This is a genomic window from Pseudoalteromonas sp. GCY (assembly GCF_016695175.1).
Lineage (GTDB): Bacteria > Pseudomonadota > Gammaproteobacteria > Enterobacterales > Alteromonadaceae > Pseudoalteromonas.
In genome coordinates this window covers 2,657,971-2,681,165 of record NZ_CP068023.1, presented here as the reverse complement: position 1 = coordinate 2,681,165, position 23,195 = coordinate 2,657,971, and the positions used below count along the sequence as shown (strand labels likewise).

Sequence of the window (23,195 nt, the reverse complement as noted above, 5' to 3'; positions counted from 1 at the left end):
GCTAAGGTACTCATGGAATCACCAACGCCCTTACGCCTAAAAGAAGCCCGAAAAGCCGCTGGGTACACGCAACAGCAGCTAGGTATTGCTTTAGGTATGGAGCCCAACACGGCCAGCGCAAGAATGAACCAGTACGAAAAAGGTAAGCATGCACCAGACTTTACAACCATGAAGCGAATCGCTGATGAGTTAGGCGTGCCGGTTGCTTATTTTTATTGTGAAGATAATACTTTAGCTGAGTTAATACATGCACTCGGTAAACTTACAGAAGAAGAACAAAAAGAGTTACTCAAAGCTTTAGGTTCTAAAAAATAATAGTGAATCAAATTGAATATGGAAATCAATACAAATTTAATAGAGAGAATCGGAAAAGTTGATGAAGAGCTTTGGCAACTGGAAAATACCCGTCAAATTAACTTCTTTATTGGTCCTAACAACTCAGGTAAAAGCCGAAAACTGAGAGAGCTTTTTACAGGAGCTCGAGAAAGTTGGACTTACGATATCTCAGAACTAAACATAAGGTATGTAGCCGATGAGCTTTTAGACTACTTAGAAAAATCTTCTACAGCTCATACGCCATTTACTCTCAAGTATATTCATTTAGGCAAGTTAAAACATTGCCTTCAAAAGATTAAAAGCCAGCCAAATAATTTTGAGACTTTGATTGCTACTGTGTATTCAGAATCAAGGCATAATTCAGCCTATACACGAAGAGTTGATGAAGAGGAATTTCGATCAAATTTCATCAAGTGGGTTGACACACGTTTTGCTTTGTCAGTGGAAAAATTCACAGTTGAATATCAAACCAGAAACTGGCCTAAAGTTTATATACCGACATTACGAAGCTTGAGGCAAGTAGCAGAGGAGGACATCTTTGAGGCTCGAACCGCTAAAGATTATTTTTCAACATCATCTAAAGGTGGAGAGATATTTACGGGGCATAGTTTGTATGAGGATTTGAAGGAGCATTTGCTAGGTTCTCATGACAAACGACAAAAAGTACGTGATTTCGAAAGATACCTTTCTGAAAACTTCTTTTTCGGTAACGACATATCGCTCGTACCTATGGTCGATAAGGATGTTGTTTATGTTAAAGAGGGTGATGATGAAGATAGACCAATCTACGATTTAGGCGATGGTATACAGTCGATAATCATCTTGACGTTTAAAGTGTTTATGGCCGAAGAACCGACTATGTTCTTTATAGAGGAACCTGAACATTATCTTCATGCCGGATTGCAGCGCACATTGATAGAAACATTTGCTAAGCACAAAGAGCATATGTTTTTTATGACTACTCATTCAAATCACTTTTTAGACTTAGCTCAGGAGCGTGATGATGTTTCAATACAGCGAGTTTCACGCATCAACGGAGAAACGAAAGTTCAACCAGCATTGGAATTAAGTGATGTACTGTCAGAGTTGGGAGTGCGAGCTTCCTCCGTGCTATTAGCTAATTGCTCAATTTGGGTTGAAGGCGTTACAGATAAGCTTTATTTGCGAACATACCTTAAAAAATATATTGAAGAGCTTGACGATAAGGACCGAGCTAACAAGTTAAAAAGTTTGCATGAGAACCTGCACTATGTGTTTACCGAATATCAGGGAAGCAATATTACTCACTGGGATTTTAGCTCAGATAAGAGTGGAAGTGATGCACAAACACCAGCAAAAAAGTTATCGCAAAATATACTGTTAATCGCTGACGCTGATATTGATGGCAAAGGTGATAGAGTTAAAGCACTTGAGTCTAGCTTAGGCGACAATTTCCTTTTATTAGAATGGAAAGAAATTGAAAACTATATACCGTTTAACCCATTTGTAGAAATGTAGTGGCATAGTTAATTTGGCCACCCATTAAGAAAGAAATGTTATGCTATTTGCATACAAATTTGGGTGAAAAAATGACGAAATTAAAACGCGCAACGTATTCTGCTGCAATCAAATTAGAAACAGCTCAGCTTGTAGTTGATCAAGGCTACACGCAAGAAGATGCAGCCAAAGCTATGGGGGTTGGTAAATCAACTGTAAGTAAGTGGGTAACTCAATTAAAGCAAGAACGGAATGGCCAGTCCCCATTAGCTTCACCAATGACACCCGAACAAATTGAAATCCGCGAACTTAAAAAGCAAATCCAACGTATTGAATTAGAAAAGGATATATTAAAAAAGGCTACCGCTCTCTTGATGTCAGACTCCCTGAACAATTCTCGTTAATTGAGAAATTAAATCAACGAGAGCGTTACCCAATTAGCGTGTTGTGTAGCGTATTCAATGTGCATCGCAGCAGCTATAAATATTGGGCCATACGGGATACAACGCCAACACCAGAGCAAATAAGGCTAGAAGCTGAAGTTAAAGCCATACATGCAATGAGCGGCGGTTCAGCTGGGGCACGGACAATCGCAGCAATCGCAACGAATAACGATTTTGAATTAAGCCGTTATCGCGCCGCTAAGCTAATGGTTAAACTAAAACTAGAGAGCTGCCAAGTACCACAACATCAATATAAAAGGGGTGGTAATGAGCATCTTGAAATCCCAAATTTGCTAGATAGGCAGTTTGATGTTGTTGAGCCGAATACGGTGTGGTGCGGTGATGTGACGTATATTTGGACAGGCAATCGCTGGGCCTATTTAGCGGTCGTTGTTGATTTATTTGCACGTAAAGTCGTTGGTTGGGCAATGTCGTTGTCGCCAGATACTAACTTAACGCTAAAAGCGCTTGAACTCGCGTATGAAAGCAGAGGTAAACCAAGTGGATTGATGTTTCACTCAGACCAAGGAAGCCATTATACAAGCTTGAAGTACCGCCAACGTTTATGGCGCTATAAAATTACACAAAGTATGAGCAGGCGCGGAAATTGTTGGGATAATGCGCCAATGGAGCGATTTTTTAGAAGCTTTAAAACGGAGTGGATGCCAAAGGTTGGATACGAAAACTTTAAAGATGCTAAATATGGTGTGAGTGATTATATCAACGGATATTATAACAACGTTAGGCCTCATCATTATAATGCTGGTTTAGCGCCAAATGAATCTGAGGTTAGATACCAAGATTCTAAAACTGTGGCCAAAATTAGTTGACCACTACAAAGCCTTAGCTCGTTCTATGGAGCGAATAGAGAGCGGTTATCCTTTGAATCGAGAAGTTGATTTTCAGTCTGTTCTTTTTGGTGAGTTATATAAAGCCTTTCCAAAGGCTGTGATTCGCTTTGAACACACCTTGGCTGAAGATTACCAATCATACAAAATGCGGGGCAGTAATACGGCACGCCGAAAAAGCCGAGTTGATTTACATATAGCTTCGGACACAAAGGTAGTTGTTATTGAGTTAAAATATTTTAAAGGCTCAAGTAAGGAAGACCGTATGGATATGCTTACTGATCTTGCCAAGGTTGAGCGTATAGTGGAATCCGGTGAGGCAAATGAAGGATTTTGCATTCAGTTGGTCGAAAAGAACATAATTAAGCGTTTACCTACTGGATTGATTGAGACTAGGTTGTACAAAGAGAAGGTTGGTCGTTGGGATTACGATTTTGAGATTAAAGGCAAGTACCAAATCATGCCAGATTTACGTGATGATGGGAGAGCTCTAATATTACATCATGTGTCTGGTTGGTAGAAGCGCAGATAGTGAAAACTAACGTATCGAACGCCGCATTTAGTATGTATTGGAGAGTTCTTGAAACGAATCTGACAGCTCATGTGTAGTGAAAATATCATAACTGACCTATACCTTAACTTCCTCATTAAAGTGGCATAGAGTTTATTTTCTCTATGCCAGCATGTCTACAAGCACTTTGGCTTTTTAAAAGCGATTACATATGTATTTATCTTCTCCACTTGAGAAATCTCTGTCCCAATAACAACTTTTAGTTATTTTTTCTTTACAAATGTGTGCGAAACCGACTTGTATAAGTTGCGTTGATTGTGGTGCTCGGTAGGTGTACATAGCGTTATTCCAATCAATTGACCACTCAAGTTCAGGCCGGGTAGGTGTACCTCGAGTGACTCTGTTTTCTCGCACATTGTTGTTTTCACCGGTACAATCGGGTAGTGATAATACTTTATTGAACTTACCACTTTCATCAGCTTGAACGACCTCGCTAGCAAGAGATATGGGTCGTGAAGTATCGTTAATATTATCAGCACTTAAAATAACAGCTCCGTACGGTACGGGGTCACCATTTTTGTCTATAACAGTCCCAGACATCCCTAGCTCTTGGTGCGCTTCTAGTAAGTTCGGCGCTAATAGGTTGGTGAGAACTTCATTATTATACGTTCTAATTCCAGTAACACTCTTACCTGACAGAGGGTCTGATAGTGCTAAAGAATACTGTGATGATGTAGGAGGTAAGTTAGCTTGCACACCTTTTACTAAAAAGACTGCACTTATATTTGGCGTAACATCTATGTTAGACAATTGATTATTGGGTAATTTAGTCCAGCCGGAGCCATTCCATAGCTCTAAACTAAACTGCTCACTCGCTGCAAAATTGAATGATAGTTTCGACTGTTGTTCACCAGAGTGATATACAAAGTAATCAAGGTCATTCTGATTATCTATATTGCCAGTTATTTTACCATTGATAGGTAGCACCGTTGCTTGGCCTGGTTTATCATTTGCTTCTTGTGCATCAAACTCCGTATGACCAAACCAAGCCATAATACTCTTGTCTGTGCTTGTTCCACTTTTTGACTCAGCGACTAGGACATAAGCGCCGGGATCTACTTTGTATACGACCTGCTCTGAGGAAGAATTTGGGGTTGTTGAAGTGTCTATTGTTGTTAAACTATCGTCCTCTTCGAGTTTAAAAAGATATAAGTTATGGTCGACATCTTGGGGAATATTAAGCAACATCCCTTCTAATTTTATCGCTGTTGTGACTTCAGTGCTGAAGCAGACTATGTCCCCAGGTTGAGAAAAGGACGCATAGATTGCGTTATTTACGCCAAGTTCAGGACAACCAGTTCTTTCTTTCAGTGTTTGACCCGAGGCATTTTGGGGTTGTACTGAACTTGTGCTGAAAGAACTTTCGTAAACGGGGCGGGGGTCTGCGCTGAGGTTGGTCAACTCATTGATCTGAAATGGGATTTCTATTTTTATGTCGTTTTCATCTACAGCCCTAACTTTACCACCATCAAAATACGTACCAGGAAAATCATAAATTGAGACTGAGTCTTTGAGTTCATTGGGTATTAAAATATCGGTAGCATAAACAGGGCTGGCGATTGCAACAGCAATAGCGACTGATGAATATTGTAGCAGTTTTAGCATTATAAATTCCTTCTAGTTACATGTACCTAAAGTTAATAGGCATGTTGACGATAATAAATATAGGTACATAAAGCAACTAGATATCAAGCTTAGGTTTTAACTGAAGCTTGATAAAATTAGTGTCTATGTTAATGTTTTGTTTATTAATTATTTACCACCATCAAGGAATGAAGCGATGAACATCAATTCACCACTAGTTAATTCACAGGTCAATTTAGCCAGTAACTTAACCGCTAAAAAGGAGGCTAAGGCGCATAAAATCGAACCTCAAGCACCAGAGAAGGAGATGAATGCTGCGGCATTGTCAGCCGAAAATACGCCAGTATTAACTGAAGAAGAAATCCAAAAATTAAAACAAGAAACTTTTGAGATTAGTAAACAAAATTATAAAGTGATGGGAGAGACGCAAGAGGCGTTTGCAACCACCTTAAGCGAGTTTGAAAAATTTAAAAAAGAACAAATTAGCTTAAATCCAGGAATTGATTTGAGTTCTTTAGATTTATCGCAAGAGGAAGATGGCACACTAAAGCTCGTTGGTGGAAGTGTAGACGATAAATTGCGTGAGGATCTTGAGTCTATAATTAACGAAAACAATAAGCTAAAAAATGCCTATGAACAGGTACATGAAGGACTTGCACAAATTGTTCGATTCTCTGGTGCAGATCGGCAAGGCATCGAAGCAAAGGACCTTTATGGCAATATTAGGTTGAATGAGTTAAGTAAAAGCTTCGAAAACCAATTCCATGATACGGGCTTTGGTCAGGATTATCATACACTTGAGGAAAAAGTGAATAGCCACCCAATGCTGTTTGCAATGAAAATGAACGAGGCAATATATCCTAGAATTAACATAAATGTGTAATTGAGTATCGAATAGGTTGGGTAAGTCTAACCGTTTTGCACAACGCTCAGTGTTAAGCATGAATGTCAGGCCTTACCCCATCAAAATTGTTATCTTGCTTGCTTAAATGTATCTAATTGCGGAGAAAATAAAGTTCAGACTGTTTTTACTCGCTGGCAGGGTGGGTGTTTTTCTATCCATCAACCCCAAAGCTAGTCATAAAACTAGTGTATATAGTCATCAATTAGCTGGCGCCAAGCGTCGGGCTTACCGTAATAGGCAGTATGCGGAAGTTTTACGGACGTTTCATGCTTTTCAAGGATAAGGGTTGGGTAGCCAGTAACTTGAAGCTTTTGCATTAATAGGCGGCTTTGCGCGATGTTTGTTTGCTCAGTACCTTGATTTGCCAGCATAGCTCGTTGCCAGTGGTTTTTATCTAGCCCAAGCTCTACCGCGAGTCCTTCTATAACTTCAGTTCGGTTAACCTGTTTGCCCTCTACATAGTGGGCATGCTGAATAGTTTTAAGCATGTTAAGTGGCGCTATGCCCAATTGCTCAGCGGTTATGATGGCACGAGCGGTGATGTATGAGTCAAGGATCATCGGATCGTTACTCTTCACCCTTTGGATGTAACCTTTACCAAACTGCGAGCCCGTTATGCTGGCTATACGCGCATCACTTGTGAGAATGTGACTGCGGAACGCTTTTTCTATAGATTGATTGGCAATCATACCTCCAGGATGCAGTTCAAGCTTGAGGTCACTGTTGGCTGCAATCGCATCCAACAGTGAAGTCGCACCGTAACACCAGCCACACATGGGGTCGAAGAAGTAGTGCACTTTTACCATTTCATCTCTCCCATATGTACCTTAGCACCAATACCCAACGCCATAGGTAATCCTGCATCCGGGTAGCGTGCAGACATGCTATCAATCAGTTCAGCGCTATTTTTGCTGCTGCTTTTTGCCTGACTAAAGTCGCTTAAATACTGCTGCGAGTAGCTTATGGTACTAGCATCAAGTTTGGTGCCTGCTTTCATGTGGCCAGGTATTACAATCTCTGGCTTCAGTGCTTTTAACTCTTTTAATTGGCGGCTCCACGCTTGTTGACTGCGTTGGGACTGTGCATCGGCCATCCATAAGTGCACATTACCGTAGACTGCAACATTGCCCAGAACTGCTTTACTTGACGGGATCCATAAGTAGGGGCGGTGTGCCAGCTCAGATTGCGTGCCGTGGATCTCTATTTTGTGCCCATCTACAAAGAGTGTATTTCCCTCTACAATCGTTGGGATGTATGGCTTAACAGGTGCATTTTTCCCCATTTTTGGTGTCCAGAATGCTAATTTACCCGCGAGCTTTTCTTCAATCACTGCTTTTACGTCCGCTGTGGTTAGGATCTTAGCTTCTGGGAACAAAGCGTGTAGCACTTCCGCGCCAAAATAATAATCTGGATCAGCTTGGCTGATAAAAATCGTCTTTAAGGTTTTGCCGCTGTCGAGTACTTTGGCTGCTATGCGTAGTGCATCCGCTTTGGTAAAACCCGTATCTACGACCATCACTTCACTCTCTCCAATCACCAGTGTTGAGTTAACGTGGAAGCTATTTTTGTCACCGTTATAAACATCCAGTGTAAGTGGGGCAGTATTTGCTGCCATCGCATTGCTTGCTAATAAGCTAGATGCTGCTATCAATGTTAGGTGTTTCATATCTTTTGCCTCAATAGGTTTAGTACGGAGCAGATGATATGAAATTGATAGGCTCAGAAAAACATGCCAAACTAAACATCATTGTTTCATAAATCGAACAAATAAATGGATAGACTCATCGCTGCTAAGGTCTTTGCCGACGTTGCAATCACGGGTAGCTTTACCGCGACGGCTGACAGGCTAGATATGTCTCGCCCTATGGTAACTCGGTACATTGAAGCAATGGAGAGCTGGCTAAACATTCGTTTATTACATCGCACCACGAGAAGGGTATCTTTAACTACAGCAGGGGAATCCTGCTTGGAAGAAGTTAGGCAGTGGCTGAGGCAAGCCGACACCATAACCGGCTTGGCGGATACCAGCGGCAAACTGTCTGGTACGGTTCGACTAGCAACCAGTATGTCTTTTGGCTTTTCTCAACTTGTGCCCGCTATTCAACAGTTTATGTCAGCACATCCTGACGTGAATATTGATGTTGATTTGCAAGATTCTGTGGCTGATCTCACTGAGAGTCAGATAGATCTGGCTATTCGTATTGCCTCTGCACCGGATCCATCTTTGATTGGTAAATCAATTGCAGTATGTGGCTCAGTTATTGTGGCGTCGCCGCAGTACCTTACGAGTACAAGTGAAATCACAAAACCAGATGACCTAGCTGAGCACTTGTGCCTCGGGTATAAAAACTTTCAGCAGCATATCTGGCATTTGCGCAAAGGTAACTCACAACAATCGGTAGCCGTAAATTGTCGTTTAACTGCGAACGAAGCGACCGCCTTATTGCACGCAGCGTTAAATGGCGCCGGTCTGGCAATTCAACCCACTTATTTGGTTAATCACTACATACAATCTGGCGAGCTTAAGCAGGTACTACCTGATTGGAAGCCAAACGATATGAATATATACGTGCTCTATTCTTCGAGAAAGTATATGTCTCCAACCGTGCGGGCGTTGATCGACTATTTGTCTCACTATTTTGCCAACACGCCATGGTGAAACTTTTATTAGCTTATCTTGAGGCTGCATAATTCTACTCACGAGCTGTATTAGAACTGGGGCAGTTACACATTGACCCTTAGTTTTCTATAGGTTACTTTATAACCTAGTTTGGTGCTTTATTTAGCACTGGTTATGATGCCCATACGATATATCTCACTATAAAGATAGCGCAAATGCGCTTGGAGATACTGCATGTTACATAACGATAAACTTAAGCTTCTAGCATCTGAAAAACAAATTAATCTCGCGTGGGAGCGGTTTGTTAGTGCTGGTAGCTCACCCCATTCTTCTATTCGTACCGTCGTTGCAGATTCATGGCAGCGTTGTCTTCACGATGGTGTCGACCCCACTTTGAACCAAACTAGCCAGTATATTAATGAGTCTGACTTTCAATTATTACTAACTAATAATGAGCAACTGATTAAAGCCGCCAAGCCAGCTATGCGTAAGGTTGGAAAGTTATTGGCTGAGTCGGGTTCTATGCTGATTTTAGCCGATAAACAAGGCGTATGCTTACATGTAGAGGGAGATGAGAAAACGTTAGAAGCAGGGCGCGAAATTAAGTTACATCCCAGTGCCATCTGGAGTGAATCTGCCGCCGGGACTAATGCAATAGGTACTGTTTTAGCTGTTGGTAGCCAAGTGCAAATCAATACAACGGAACATTTTTGTGAGGGGATCAAGCTCTGGACCTGCACGGCTGTGGTTATTCGTGAGCCAATCTCTAGGGAAGTGATCGGAGTTTTAGACTTATCTGGTTTAAATCATGAATTTAGTTATCATGCCCGTGCCCTAGTTGCTGATACTGCAGCACGTATAGAAAATCAGCTGCTAAGTCTCAAGCTTGAGCAGCATAATACCTTATTTAATGCAGCGCTAGCGAATTACTCTGATACGACAAAAAACGGCTTACTTTTGCTAGATAAAGAGGGAGGCGTTATTAAAGAAAGTCGTCAGTTTGGTGCTAACCTTGCTCAGCATGCTATCCCGTTTTCCTTAACTGACCTCTCTTCGGTTGATGCTGAAGGTGGGCTTTTAAAGCAACTGCGCAACTTATTTCCCGAGAAATGGATGCAGCCTATATTTGCCGGTGATGAGCTTCTTGGTACGCTTCTTGTGGTTCCCCCTGCTAAAAAGGTTATACATAGAGCTGATTTATCGGCTTCAAATAACGGATCATCATTTACACATATAATTGGTAACGCACCGGCTTTAACAAAAGTGATAAATAAAGCACAGCGCTTGAGTAGATTAGATATTCCTGTATTAATTCAAGGCGAGACAGGAGTGGGAAAAGAACTTTTTGCTCGAGCTATTCATGCTAGCAGTGGTTTTAATCAAGGCCCTTTGGTGACCCTAAACTGCGGAGGCTTATCAAGAGAGTTAATTGCGAGTGAATTATTTGGTTATGCAGAAGGCGCTTTTACCGGTGCTGTTCGTGGTGGAAAGGTTGGTAAAATTGAAGCTGCTAATGGCGGAACGTTATTCCTTGACGAAATTGGTGAAATACCACTGGATATTCAGGCTAATTTTTTGCGGGTATTGCAAGAGGGGGAGATCTGTCGGTTAGGAGAGACCAAGCAACGTAAACTTCATTTTAGGGTTTTAGCAGCTACTAATCGCGATTTAAGTGAGCTGGTCAAACAAGGTCTGTTCCGTAGTGACCTATTTTATCGTATTGCCACTGTCAAACTCTATATTCCTCCTTTAAATGAGCGTAAAAGTGATATCCCCCAATTAGTCTCTGCTTTTATTGAGCGACTGAGCACACAATCGAAAGCTCAAGTCACCAGTATTAGCCCTGAGCTATACACTTTACTTGCTGAATACCACTGGCCAGGTAACGTACGTGAATTGAAGAATGTGATTGATTGTGCCTACTTGATGAACAGTGGGGATAGACTAACCGTGGCGGATCTACTTGAGGAGTTTCCATTCTTAGCCACCTTTAATAAGAAAAAAGCAAAACAACAAATAGACTCAGTTAATCGGGCGCATTGCGATCCTAGCAATGCTGAAACTAGCCTATTGACTAACTTGAGTCTAGAGCAGGTTGAGCAAATGACAGTCGCTGCTGCACTAAAGAAAAATAAAGGCAATATAACCAAAGCGGCTCTACAATTAGGAATAGCTAAAAGCACCTTATACCAAAAAATTCAAAAATTTAAATTAGGCTAATAATAAAATTCATCTCTATTTAGCACAGCCATTGTGCAATTAATATGTTTGTAAACGAGTGACCGGTTTTAGGTCGAGTGACCGAAAATACTTCACTTATTTATCTTTTCTTAAATCTACATAAAAACATAAATATCTGAATTTTCTTAATTTTAGTAATGTATTAAAGAGTGTCATCTATATGGCGCAAGGTTTGCAATAGATGGTAGTTAACCGTCTAAATAACGATTACAAACTTTACCATTATAAGTTCTAGGTAATTAAATCTAAACGCAGAAATCTTGTACAGATCTTGTAATAATTTGAGCTCTATTTACGAGCTTGAGTTTGGGTTAGTCGGCTAACGTTCAGAAAAATATTAATCCACTTAGGAGATAATAATGAATGTAGATAATCCAATAGAAGTGCTTGGTATTGATGCTGGTGGCACTATGACTGATACATTTTTTGTTGCTGCAGATGGTCAGTTTATAGTAGGTAAAGCGCAAAGTAGTGATGACGAGACTGCGGCTGTAATCGAATCAAGTATAGATGCCTTACTAGGATGGGATAGATCACTGGAAGAGGTTTTTAGTGAGATGATCACCTGTGTTTACTCGGGCACTGCAATGTTAAATCGTGTGGTTTCGCGAAAGGGGAATCGTACAGGGTTAATTTGTAGTAAAGGCTTCGAAGACAACCATCGTATGGGTAGGGCGTTACAAAGCTATTTAGGTTATGCCTTTGAAGATCGTATTCACCTGAATGCGCATCATTATGATGACCCATTAGTGACTATTCAAGATACCCGAGGTGTGACTGAGCGCATTGATTGCCAAGGCACAGAAGTTATTCCCGTCAACCTATCCGAAGCGGCCATGGCGGCAAAAGCCTTAATAGCAAGAGATGTTAAAGCCATTGTTATCAGCTTTTTAAATTCTCACACTAATGCAAAACATGAACGAGCAGTACGAGATATATGTATTGAAGAAGTTCAGAAATCTGGAAAGGCAATTCCAGTTTTTGCCTCTTGTGATTATTACCCGAGTCGAAAAGAAAGCCATCGAACTAATACTACCGTGCTTGAGGCTTATGCCGCAGAACCTTCACGCGTGACGTTAAAAGCTCTCAGTGATCAGATGGCGTATTTAGGCGGAGGTTTTGATGTGCGGGTAATGGCAAGTCACGGTGGAACGATTAGCTGGAAAGCAAAAGAGCTCGCCCGAACGTTAGTCTCAGGCCCCATTGGTGGTGTTATCGGTGCTGCATATTTAGGAAAAGAGCTGGGTTATGAAAATATAGCATGCTCTGATATAGGAGGGACGAGCTTTGATATGGCGCTGATCACTAAAGGCAATTTTGCCATAGGTCGGGATAAAGATATGGCTAGGTTGGTCTTGTCTCTTCCTTTAGTCGGCATGGATACTGTGGGAGCGGGTGCTGGTAGCTTTGTGCGTATCGATCCCTATTCAGAAGCAATCAAATTAGGTCCTGATAGTGCAGGTTTTAGAGTTGGAACTTGTTGGCAAGAAGGAGGGATAGAAACTGTTTCAGTGACAGATTGTCACTTAGTGTTGGGATATCTTAATCCAGATAACTTTCTTGGTGGTACCTTACAACTCGATGCTGCCCGCTCAAGGCAATGCATTAAGGAACAAATTGCCGATAAACTTAATTTATCTGTAGAGGAAGCTGCCGCTGGGGTGATTGAACTTCTTGATGCCTCGTTGCGACAACATTTAGCGGATATGATCTCTAGTAAAGGTTATGCACCGGCTGATTTTGTGTGCTTTTCATATGGTGGTGCAGGCCCTGTACACGCATATGGCTACACCAAAGGACTCGGATTTCAGGAAACAATTGTACCCGCTTGGGCGGCTGGCTTTTCTGCTTTTGGTTGTGCTTCTGCCGAGTTTGAATATCGTTATGATAAAAGTGTTGATGTGGCCATTCCCCCTGATAGTACTGATGAAGCGAAAGTGCTCGCAGTGAAAGAGTTGCAATTCGCTTGGGATGAGCTGCGTGAAAAAGTATTAGAAGAATTCAGAGTAAATGGTTTTGAAGATAGCGAAGTAACGCTTGCACCTGGCTTTAGTATGCAATACATGGGGCAACTAAATGATTTAGAAATTGTTTCCCCTCTAGATTCTGTGGCAAGTAGCCAAGACTGGGAGCAACTAACCATTGCATTTGAAGAAACCTTCAGTCGGGTTTATGCAAGGGCTGCCCGCTCTCCTGAGCTAGGCTATGGTGTTACAACCGCCATTATGCATGGCACTGTTAATGTAAAAAAACCGACCATTCCTGAAGAGCCTGATGTAGGACCCGAAGTTTCGGAAGAAGCAAAACTGGGTACTCGAAAGTTTTATTTTGAACACCGCTGGCATGATGCGCAACTGTATTTAATGGAAAAAATTCATGCCGGTAATCGATTAAAAGGTCCCTGCATCATAGAGTCCGATGCTACCACCTTCGTGGTACCTCCGGGTTTCGAAAGTTTTATGGATACCCACCGTTTATTTCATTTAATAGAAGTGTAAGCACAACACCACTTTAAGAGGATTTTATATTATGAATATCCCAGTAGTGAATCTAAATCAACAGAAAAAAAGCACACCTATTTTAGCAAATGGTAAAACATTGAAACAAAATAGGGATGATATTTATTTAAGATCGAAAAATACAGGGACCTATGATGGTCTAACAGAATTAAAACTAAAGAAAAGTGAGCCAATAAAATATGAAAAAATATTCTCAAAACTACGAGCCGGGGTAGTAAATGCGAGGGAAACCTCAAAAAAAATTGCAGCTTCACCGATTGTTGAGCAAGAAGGAGAGCTCTGTTTTACTCTCTATAATACAGCGGGAGACTGTGTTTGTACTTCGACGGGTATTATTATTCATGTAGGTACTATGGGAGCCGCCATTAAGTACATGATAGAAAATAATTGGCAGGAAGATCCTGGTATTAATCCTGGAGATATGTTTACTAACAATGATTGTCAAATAGGTAATGTTCATCCTTGTGATATTTGTACCATCGTTCCTATTTTCCACGAAGGCTTTTTAGTCGGGTGGGTTGGGGGGGTAACCCATGTTATCGATACCGGTTCGGTGGGACCTGGCTCAATGTCAAATGGGCAAGTACAGCGATTTGGCGATGGGATCCAAATTACCTGTCGTAAAACCGGTGTTAATGATAAGCCGATGCGGGATTGGCAGCATGAGAGCCAGCGTAATGTGCGTACCCCCAAATATTGGATCTTAGATGAAAAAACCCGCATAGCGGGGGATCATATGATCCGCGATATTGTTGAGGAGGTTATTGCCGATGTTGGCATAGACACCTACATGCAATTTACCCATGAAATTATCGAGGATGGCCGCCGAGGTTTGGTCAGCCGAATTCATGATATTACTATTCCAGGTAAATATCATACCGTTGGCTTTGTGGATGTACCTTATATGCATGAGGATGTTCATTTGCCCTCTCCTTTTGCCAAGGTAGATACCATTATGCACGCACCTTGCACTATCACCATCAAGCCAAATGCGACTTGGCGGCTTGATTTTGAAGGATGCAGCCGTTGGGGGTGGCATACCTACAATGCAAATCCTACCGCATTCACTAGTGGTATCTGGGTGATGATGACACAAACTCTCGTGCCGACAGAGCGTATTAATGATGGCGCTATGTATGCGACTGAATTTAGATTGCCAAAAGGGACTTGGACAAATCCAAATGATCGCCGCACAGCCCATGCAGACTCTTGGCATTTTTTGGTGTCATCGTGGAGTTCATTATGGCGGGTTATTAGTCGTGGTTATTTTGCGCGTGGCTATTTGGAAGAAGTGAATGCAGGTAATTCTAATCCCTGTAATTGGATGCAAGGTGGAGGCTTTAATCAAGAAGAAGAAATACATGCGGTTAACAGCTTTGAGACGGCGGCTTGTGGAACGGGTGCTTGTGCTGTGAAAGACGGTATTAACCATGCTGCTGCTATTTGGAATCCAGAGGGAGACATGGGAGATTGCGAAATTTGGGAACTTGCAGAGCCACTTCTTTATATGGGACGAGCAATTAAATCGAATACTGGCGGCTATGGTAAATACCGTGGTGGTATGGGGTTTGAAACGCTCCGTATGGTACATAACTCAGCAGATTGGACCATGTTCTTTATGGGTAATGGCTATATGAACAGCGATTGGGGCTTAATGGGAGGTTATCCTTCGGCAACGGGTTACCGATTTGAGGCACATGAAACAGGTTTGCATCAACGTATAGCGGAAGGTAAATCCTTACCTCTTGGGCATGATTATAACCCTGACTACCCTGATTTTGAAAATCACCTCGAACCAGGCGCAAGTATAAAGCGAGATAAGCAATGTATAACCACGGAGGCAATATTCAATAATGGTGATTTATATTTGAATTACTTGCGCGGCGGACCAGGCTTTGGCGATCCTCTTGATAGACGTATTGAGCATATTGAAAAGGATCTCAATGATAATGTGTTGCTTGAAGAGTTTGCGCAAAAGGTCTATGGCGCGATATTTAGTCGCAATGAAGAAGGGGATTTTGTAGTAGATAAGCAGCAAACATTAATCCGCCAAAAGCAGATGCGGTTGGAGCGTTTGGCTAGAGGGATCCCAGTCAAAGCATGGGTGTCTGATGAGCGAGAACGTATTCTCGCAAAAGAAGCATCAATACAAGTAAAACAGATGTTTGCTTCTAGCTTTGAGTTATCGCAACCATTTCTAGATAAATTTCGTCAGTTTTGGCAATTACCCGAGGAATGGATCGTTACTGAGAAAGAACTTGGTGTGCCGTGCTTTGGCGCAACCCATGCGATGGATTTAAGTCAAATGCCAGATGTGAGTACTGTCGTTTTGGTCGAGCAATAAACGCAATGGGCGGAATACATTCCGCCACTAAACTAATTCTGAGGTTATTATGTCTACTACATATACACGTAAACAAGTCGCTGATTTAGTGGATGGTGACTTAGACTGGGAAACAGTCAGAAAAATGTTATTTATGCCCAAGGATAAGGATCGGTTTATAAATTATATTAGTGTTTTGCAAGAGAAGGTCAGTTGGTCTGATAAAATTATTCTCCCTCTTGGCCCACATCTTTATATTGTAGAATCAAAAGAAAATAAACTGCTCAATAAATGTAGCTGTGGCTATGTTTTTGGGCCTTATAAAGAAAACTGGAAAATGAATGCGTTGATCTATGTACGCGATGAACCCGAAAAGTTTAAAGAGGTCTACCCTCAGGGTGAGAGCATACTTCGTTAACGACCATTAACCGAAGATAAGCTCTGCCCTGAATTCATCGTCAAAACTGGCCCGAACGCACTTACCACGTATCGAATCTTTACGACCTGTGTGCTGTTTTACCAAGTTGCGAACGACCCGTCTGAACAGCGCCATGTTTTCCGCCGAAATCGGCTCACTGATCTGGCAAGCATCTTCCTTAAACACCACATCCAGTACCCAATGCTGCTGGTTCTCGATGTGCCAATGGTGGCGGATAGCTTTTTGTAACATCTGTGCATCAGGCTCAACTGAAGTGACATAAAAGTGCGTGTCTATTTTTGTTATCGACTCGGATTTTTTGTGTCTTTCAACCGCGACTAGCGAAGTGAGTTCAGGCCATTTTTCTCTTATCTCTTCAGGCAGATTGTCGGCCTTCAGAACATAAGTGATGCGTGTTTCCTGACGTCCATGACCATTGCTGACTTGTACATCTTCAGGCAAATTCTTTTCTTCTTCAAAGGCTGTTTCAAAACATGAAGTGACTGCTTTATAGAGTGTTTTCTGATTTGCTTTGACCTGAACCAGATAGTCAGCCCCTCTTGAAATCAATGCTGAAAGTGTCGCTTTCTGACAATGTAGTGCGTCTAGTGTGACGATAGAATCTGAAATATCGAGCACATCTAATAAGGCCCTAACTGCCGGTATCTCATTGGACTTATTTTCTACCGTTCGCTGATACAAAGTTAAACCAGACTCGCAATCAAAAGCAGACACCAAATGTAAGTTATCCTCACGTTTTTTACTGGCACCGCGCAGGGTTTTGCCATCAAACGCAATAATTGGCTTACCAGACTGAGAGCGCTGTTCGTTGACCCAACTGAACAAGGCCAAAACCAGAGAGTCAGTTTCTACTGTTTTAAGAATACGTGCAATGCTATGTCGCGTTGGAATACCGTGCTTAAATGCTCTGAACTGCCTGAGCCAAGGCAGTTTACTGTGCCCGAACACCTCGATATCTTTCCAGCCTTCACAACCAGATAAAACCGCCGAGATGATAAGAAACAAAACATCAGCAAGATCATGATGTTGATTGATAGAAGAACGCTTATCTTCAACAAGTTCAAGGTGGCTAAATAACGACATAATTAACAAGTAGATAGTGATAATGTGGGCGTTATTAGATCAGAAAAAGACCGAGTGTTAAAGCCTTTTTACAAAGTGTGATCCCGCCGTGGGTCTACCCTTTACTAATGGCGCCTGATCCTAAATGGCAAGTATATCGAGAATACTATTGTCCACAATGCGGTGTGATGCATGATGTCGAAGCACCGACTCCGTGGTATCCTGTAATTCATGACTTTGAGCCCGATATAAAAGCTTTTTATGAGTGGGTAGGGTTGCCAGTTCCAAAAATGGCCTGCTAATTTTCTTTACTTAATTGTTATTAATGTAAAAATATAATTTTAAAAAGTTAAAGAAGCTTATTTATAAGCTTCTTTTCTCTTTACTAGATACGAGTAAAGGAATAATCGCAAATAGTGCCTAGAGTATTAATAGTAAAACCGCAATTGCTATTAAAACTGATAGCTGATTTTGAAAAGTAAACTTTTTTCTCTTTGTCAGTGTGCTTAACGACGGTTTTTGGATTGCCGAAGTGTGCAAGAGCCAGTTCAATATGACGACCGACAAAATGATTTAAAATGCGAATAAATTCCGCTTCTGTTTGTGGTGTCTTAAGAATACCATGACTTCTGTTGATGCTACTGTCTGTTTTATACGTTCCCATAATCATTGCCTTCTGCGTGGTTTAAAGAAGCTTATACTGTGGCCAGATTTATCAATAAAACTAGTTTATAGACAGGTGTTGAGTACTAATCTAGCTCAGTGCCAAATGTTGTTTGTAAGCAAGCTGGGCGTTGTTAATCATCATATATTGTTTTATTGACTTAGCTCTTTAACTAGTTGATTAAATGAGGCCATGTAACACTGAATACTATAGCGCTTTTAGAAAATAGATTGAACATAAAATGATCAGGTGTTGATATTCACCATATAACAAATAGCTATATATTATAAGTGGTGAGGTAGTGGATCCTCTTATCTGCTTCCATACAGGTAATGCTTCGTTCTCTGTATGTCGAGTAATCTACTGCAGCTATTACCGCACCACTGACTATAAAGGCCCGCAACTTATCGTTAGTCTATCAATTGATAAAAGTAAAAAATATAACAATTATTGTTATTTTCTTGTTAATGTAAGCGCTTACATGCTAGGTTTAATATTCAACATACGATTACATCGCGCTGAAAGGTGTGTAGTAAAGCTCGTGTGTTTGAAAAGCGCTATATTTTTCAATTGTTCGGGGTTGTTATGGATTGAAATGTAAGCGCTTTCATTTCTGCGGTTTATGAAGTGATTAAAAGGATCCGTGTTTTAGTGGTTGATCACTAAAGCAGTTTTATACATTACATTTGGAGACATAAAGTGAAAACGAGTAGCAAGTTAATCGCAAAGCTCGCAAACATTAGCGTTATCAGTCTGATTGTTTGTGCGTCTTCGCAAAGTAACGCGGCTGTGGGGAATTTACTTTGGGAAGATAATTTTAATAATTTAGATACCAACACATGGAACATAGATGTCGGTGACGGTTGTGACCAAGGAATATGTGGTTGGGGTAATCAAGAATTACAGTGGTACAGTGAAAATAATGTCTATATTAGCGACATTGTAGGCGAGGCGGGAAACAAAGGCCTTGTTCTTGAAGCAAAAAATCAAGCGATAGGCGACAAGGCATTTACCTCAGGTAAGATCCAGAGTAAGAATAAGCTTGCTGTGCAATATGGCATGATAGAGATCAGAATGAAGGTATCTGATGTCGACACGGGGCTTTGGCCTGCACTTTGGATGCTAGGGACGAGTACAGCTAGCTGGCCGGCAAAAGGCGAAATCGACATCATGGAGATGGGCCAATCTCAAGCCGCTCGTAATGATGCTGGCTTTCCCGGAGCACCAAGCAATAACTATACAGGCTCAAACTTAATTTTTTATGCTGACGCAGCCTGTAATGAAGGTAATCCAACCTGTGCAGCAAGTGTGGCATACAAAACCGATAATGCACATTTGTCCTCAACCCCCTTAACCAACCGCTTTGTTATCTATCGTACTTATTGGACCGAAGAAACGATCCGTTTCACGGTTGAGGATAATGGGGTCGAATATGATATGTTCGATAGCCCGTTTGCCATTAGTGAAGAGTCAAACGAATTCAACGCGCCATTTTATCTGTTAATGAATTTGGCTGTGGGTGGGTTATTTACGGACGCGCTTAGCAATGAACAGGTGAGCGCGCCACTTCCTGGGAAAATGGTGGTGGATTATGTGCGTATTTATGAGCTAGATGGTCAAGGTGAAGTGTTCAGCGGCAATGTCACCGCGCCCGAAGTTGGCACCTTTGGTGTTTTTAGCGAGGGGCCAAGCGATAATCAGTTAGTGCCGGGAAGCAACGCGGATATTTATGTGTGGAACCAAAACTCACTCACTCAGGGTAATACCCCTGCCTATGAAGGCAATGAGGTGATTGCATGGCAGTATTCGCCTGCGCAGTGGTTTGGAGCCGGTATTCAAAGCCGCCAAGCGCGAGATATGAGCAACTTTAGGGATGGTTACTTAAATTTTAAGATTAAAATTCCTGCGGATGTGAGTTTCAGAATTGGCATCGCTGACACTTATACTAATGAGAACTGGATCACATTCCCCGCGAACACCAATCAGTATGGCCTTGTTCGTGATGGTCAATGGGGTGAAGTACGTATACCGGTCACTGAGTTGGCGGGTAGCTTAGTGGCATTACAATCAATTAAAAATCACTTCAATATTGTCTCTGTCGCTGGGCAAGAACCTAACTATTCTTTTCAAATGGCAATTGACGATATTACCTGGACAGGGGGCGGTAGTGCGCCTGTCGATAGCGATCAAGATGGTGTTGCGGATAGCGTCGATCAGTGTCCAAATACTCAACCAAATGAAGAAGTTGATGGCAATGGCTGTCCACTGAATAATTTACCCGATGGATTGGAACAGGTTTCTCTGGATACTTTAACTTTCTATGTTAACACTACCGGCTGGGCGGATGTTCATTATCGAGTCAACGGCGGTGTGCAGCAAAATGTTCGCATGCAAGTGATTAATGGTCGCAATGAGCTGACGATATCTGGGCTAGAAGTGGGGGATGTGGTTAGTTTTTGGTTTACTTACCTACAGGAAGACGGAACAGTCGTAGATACCACAGAGCAGGCCTATATACTTTCAGAATCCTCAGCTGGTAACGATAGCGATGGTGATGGCGTGAATGATGGTATCGATCAATGTCCAAATACGCCGGTGGGGGATGTGGTAAACACTGATGGATGTAGTATTTTAATCACTGAACAACTTCGTATCGAAGCGGAAGACTACAGCAACTATTTTGATAACGATGCAGGCAATACAGGTGGCGAATATCGCAATGATGATGTTGATATTGAGCTGACCAGCGACAACGGCGGTGGTTACAACGTAGGTTGGACGTCGGCGGGAGAGTGGCTTGAATATCAGGTTAATTTAGGCGCGGGAAGCTATAACTTGACCGCACGCGTTGCCTCTCAAGTTGGTAACGGAGCGTATAACGTTCTTGTTAATGGTGATCTAGTTGCCAGTACCGTTGTGCCTGCTACGGGTGGCTGGCAAACTTTTATTAGTCAAAATATTGCGTCGATTACGTTAAATGAGGGTGTACATACCGTTCGTGTTGAAATGGCGGGCGGCGAGTTAAATCTAAACTGGCTTGAGTTCAATATCGCTGGTTCATCTAACAATGATAGCGATAACGATGGTGTGCCAGATAATCTAGACCAATGTCCCAATACACCAACGGGGCGCCAAGTCGACAGCCAAGGTTGTGAGATCAGCTTTGGCACTATTGTTCCACTTTATGATTCAACAACACCTTTAGAGCAAGCAGTGAGTTATGACCGTGGAGATGCACTAATTACGCGTTTTGCTGATCGCGGCCGAGACCGCCATGCAAAAGAAGATCAGTTTCAAATCTATGATCACTATTTATCGCATTACTGGACGCATCGTACTGCGCAATTTGAAATCGCTGATTTTGTAGCTAAAGGCGGCTCACGTATTGAAGTGACTTTTATTACAGAATGGAAACTCGGTGCGCGCGAATTTCGTGCTTGGTATCGTGGGTTAGGCACAGTTGCTGAGTATCACGGTAATTACTTTGGTGGCGGTGCGGTCGTTGAGCTTGATAACGGTAGTTATGATACGAACTTTAATAAGATAAGTGATTCAGGTGATCAATATCGTTACAGAGTGATCATTGATGACTACAGACCGCTAAATTGGGACCCTGCGGCAGGCTTTTTGCCTCTTGAAGTTGGTCAGCGCATGGAGTTTGAAGTTAGCCAATTTCTTGATGCGCCACCAGAAGGACGAGAAAATTATTATGGTACAACGTATTTATACATGGTAGGTGAAGGGCTTGTCCCATGGAAAACCGTTGGCGACTTTGCTGATCCATCATCACAACGCGAAGATTCTTACCCGATTGCAGAAGCGGGGTGGTTAGGAGGCAAAACCACATTGCCATACAATTACACTAATGAGCCTGATAATCACTTTATGCAAATGGCGACCAATTTATCGAGCCAAAATGGACAGGCATTTGTTCAGGGGCGACGTGTTCACCACAGTAGTTTTGTTAATGGTGAGCACGATGAACGTAACGGAGAAAATGGCGTGTTTAGTGCGGTGGTTGGAAAGTCAGGCCCACACTATATCAACGACAGTTGCGCAGCTTGCCATGTCCGCAATGGTCGTGCGGCTCCACCAGCTATTGGCGGCTCATTGGCAAAATGGGTGTTTAAAGTAGCCGATATCAATGGCAACACCCATCCCTTATTGGGGAATGTGTTACAGCCTAAAAACACAGGCATAGATACCGAGACGCAAGGCGAGGGAGACGTAACGATTGCCTCGTGGACTGAAAATAATGGTTTGCGTTCACCCAATTACCAATTTAATAAAACCACTCCAGCACGCTATTCAGCCCGTATCGCGCCTCAGCTGGTGGGCTTGGGCTTACTTGAAGCGATACCAGAGAGTGCGGTGTTAGCCTTGGCGGATGAAAACGACAGTAACGGCGACGGTATTTCGGGCAAAGCGCAGCGCGTGAACGATCCTATTACTGGTCAAACACGGTTAGGACGCTTTGGCTACAAAGCTGCGGCGGCATCAATTAAACACCAAGTTGCTAGTGCATTTAATACGGATATGGGAGTAACCAACTCGGTATTTCCAAATCCTGACTGTGGGGCATCACAATCTAGCTGCGGAGGTGGCGGTGTAGAAGTGTCTGATCAACATCTCACTGCGTTAAACAAATATATCGCTTTATTGGGTGTGAGAGCGCAGCGTGGGCTTGACGACCCTGAGGTGCAATTAGGAAAGGCACGCTTTACCTCAATTGGTTGTGAAGGTTGCCATACAGCAACATTTGAAACCAGTGAGTATCATCCATTTGCAGAGCTACGCGCGCAAACGATCCATCCGTATACCGATTTATTACTACATGATATGGGCCCCGGCCTTGCGGATAACTTAGGTGAAGGTGTAGCGAGTGGTGCTGAGTGGCGAACAGCGCCATTATGGGGGATTGGTTTGTCTGCTTGTGTGACAGGTGGTGTTGATAATGTGTTAGGTGGGCAAGGCAATGAGTTTTGTACCGCTGAGCCAAGCTATCTGCACGATGGTCGTGCGCGAACGATTGAAGAAGCTATTTTATGGCATGATGGTGAAGCGCGGGCTGCGAGGGTCGCTTACGAAAGCTTGTCGGCAAATGATAAATCAGCCGTGTTGGCATTTTTAAACTCATTGTAAATTTGCACTTTCAGTGTCATGTA

Annotated in this window: 17 protein-coding genes; 12 read left to right on the top strand and 5 right to left on the bottom strand. The window is 42.3% G+C overall.

The features are described from left to right. Positions 1–12 precede the first annotated feature (12 nt). The 4 genes from JJQ94_RS17275 to JJQ94_RS17260 all read left to right on the top strand — a co-directional run bounded on the left by JJQ94_RS17275 (position 13) and on the right by JJQ94_RS17260 (position 3,623). Positions 13–315, top strand: a complete 303-nt coding sequence (locus tag JJQ94_RS17275) for a helix-turn-helix domain-containing protein (RefSeq protein WP_099032020.1) — start codon at positions 13–15, stop codon at positions 313–315. Positions 316–333: 18 nt separating this feature from the next. Next, positions 334–1,833 carry an AAA family ATPase gene (locus JJQ94_RS17270; RefSeq protein ID WP_099032019.1) on the top strand — a complete coding sequence of 500 codons (1,500 nt, stop codon included), beginning with the start codon at positions 334–336 and terminating at the stop codon, positions 1,831–1,833. A gap of 71 nt (positions 1,834–1,904) precedes the next feature. Then, a protein-coding gene (locus JJQ94_RS17265) for an IS3 family transposase (RefSeq protein ID WP_201435417.1) occupies positions 1,905–3,085 on the top strand; the annotation gives its coding sequence in 2 pieces (ribosomal slippage) (positions 1,905–2,163 and positions 2,163–3,085; 1,182 coding nt in all). Beyond that, positions 3,033–3,623, top strand: a complete 591-nt coding sequence (locus tag JJQ94_RS17260; protein ID WP_236596506.1) for a hypothetical protein — start codon at positions 3,033–3,035, stop codon at positions 3,621–3,623. The genes JJQ94_RS17265 and JJQ94_RS17260 overlap by 53 nt, the downstream gene beginning before the upstream one ends. A 186-nt stretch (positions 3,624–3,809) precedes the next feature. Here JJQ94_RS17260 and JJQ94_RS17255 read toward each other — a convergent pair whose 3' ends face one another. After that, positions 3,810–5,279 (bottom strand): hypothetical protein, encoded by a 1,470-nt coding sequence (locus tag JJQ94_RS17255; protein ID WP_099032038.1) that lies wholly within the window; start codon positions 5,277–5,279, stop codon positions 3,810–3,812. Between the two features lie 175 nt (positions 5,280–5,454). Here JJQ94_RS17255 and JJQ94_RS17250 point away from each other — a divergent pair, with 175 nt between their 5' ends. Next, positions 5,455–6,141, top strand: coding sequence for a hypothetical protein (locus JJQ94_RS17250; RefSeq protein ID WP_099032037.1), 687 nt, complete (start codon positions 5,455–5,457; stop codon positions 6,139–6,141). Positions 6,142–6,344: 203 nt separating this feature from the next. Here the strand turns inward: JJQ94_RS17250 and JJQ94_RS17245 are convergent, their stop codons facing one another. Further along, positions 6,345–6,968 (bottom strand): DsbA family protein, encoded by a 624-nt coding sequence (locus JJQ94_RS17245; protein ID WP_099032036.1) that lies wholly within the window; start codon positions 6,966–6,968, stop codon positions 6,345–6,347. Beyond that, positions 6,962–7,828 carry an MBL fold metallo-hydrolase gene (locus JJQ94_RS17240; protein ID WP_099032035.1) on the bottom strand — a complete coding sequence of 289 codons (867 nt, stop codon included), beginning with the start codon at positions 7,826–7,828 and terminating at the stop codon, positions 6,962–6,964. Before JJQ94_RS17240 ends, JJQ94_RS17245 begins: the two co-directional genes overlap by 7 nt. 105 nt (positions 7,829–7,933) lie before the next feature. Here JJQ94_RS17240 and JJQ94_RS17235 point away from each other — a divergent pair, with 105 nt between their 5' ends. The 5 genes from JJQ94_RS17235 to JJQ94_RS17215 all read left to right on the top strand — a co-directional run bounded on the left by JJQ94_RS17235 (position 7,934) and on the right by JJQ94_RS17215 (position 16,283). Then, the gene (locus tag JJQ94_RS17235; RefSeq protein ID WP_099032034.1) at positions 7,934–8,821 is read left to right on the top strand and encodes a LysR family transcriptional regulator; all 888 of its coding nucleotides are present in this window, start codon (positions 7,934–7,936) and stop codon (positions 8,819–8,821) included. Positions 8,822–9,016: 195 nt separating this feature from the next. Then, positions 9,017–11,002: a sigma-54-dependent Fis family transcriptional regulator gene (locus JJQ94_RS17230; RefSeq protein WP_099032033.1), complete on the top strand. Its 1,986-nt coding sequence runs from the start codon at positions 9,017–9,019 to the stop codon at positions 11,000–11,002. 380 nt (positions 11,003–11,382) lie between these two features. After that, positions 11,383–13,521 (top strand): hydantoinase/oxoprolinase family protein, encoded by a 2,139-nt coding sequence (locus JJQ94_RS17225; protein ID WP_099032032.1) that lies wholly within the window; start codon positions 11,383–11,385, stop codon positions 13,519–13,521. Positions 13,522–13,552: 31 nt separating this feature from the next. Further along, positions 13,553–15,886, top strand: coding sequence for a hydantoinase B/oxoprolinase family protein (locus JJQ94_RS17220; protein ID WP_099032031.1), 2,334 nt, complete (start codon positions 13,553–13,555; stop codon positions 15,884–15,886). 49 nt (positions 15,887–15,935) lie between these two features. Next, a complete protein-coding gene (locus tag JJQ94_RS17215; RefSeq protein WP_099032030.1) occupies positions 15,936–16,283 on the top strand; it encodes an acetone carboxylase subunit gamma in 348 nt (115 codons plus the stop codon). Between the two features lie 6 nt (positions 16,284–16,289). Here the strand turns inward: JJQ94_RS17215 and JJQ94_RS17210 are convergent, their stop codons facing one another. Continuing rightward, on the bottom strand, positions 16,290–17,387 hold the full coding sequence (locus tag JJQ94_RS17210) for an ISAs1 family transposase (protein WP_201435408.1): 1,098 nt from the start codon (positions 17,385–17,387) through the stop codon (positions 16,290–16,292). Between the two features lie 107 nt (positions 17,388–17,494). Here JJQ94_RS17210 and JJQ94_RS24445 point away from each other — a divergent pair, with 107 nt between their 5' ends. After that, positions 17,495–17,668 (top strand): acetone carboxylase subunit gamma, encoded by a 174-nt coding sequence (locus JJQ94_RS24445; RefSeq protein WP_201435431.1) that lies wholly within the window; start codon positions 17,495–17,497, stop codon positions 17,666–17,668. Between the two features lie 83 nt (positions 17,669–17,751). On the opposite strand, the gene JJQ94_RS17200 is transcribed toward JJQ94_RS24445, so the two are convergent. Further along, the gene (locus JJQ94_RS17200) at positions 17,752–18,030 is read right to left on the bottom strand and encodes a hypothetical protein (RefSeq protein WP_099028915.1); all 279 of its coding nucleotides are present in this window, start codon (positions 18,028–18,030) and stop codon (positions 17,752–17,754) included. Positions 18,031–18,729: 699 nt separating this feature from the next. Between JJQ94_RS17200 and JJQ94_RS17195 the strand changes: the two genes are divergently transcribed. Further along, the gene (locus tag JJQ94_RS17195) at positions 18,730–23,172 is read left to right on the top strand and encodes a di-heme oxidoredictase family protein (RefSeq protein ID WP_099028914.1); all 4,443 of its coding nucleotides are present in this window, start codon (positions 18,730–18,732) and stop codon (positions 23,170–23,172) included. Positions 23,173–23,195 lie beyond the last annotated feature (23 nt).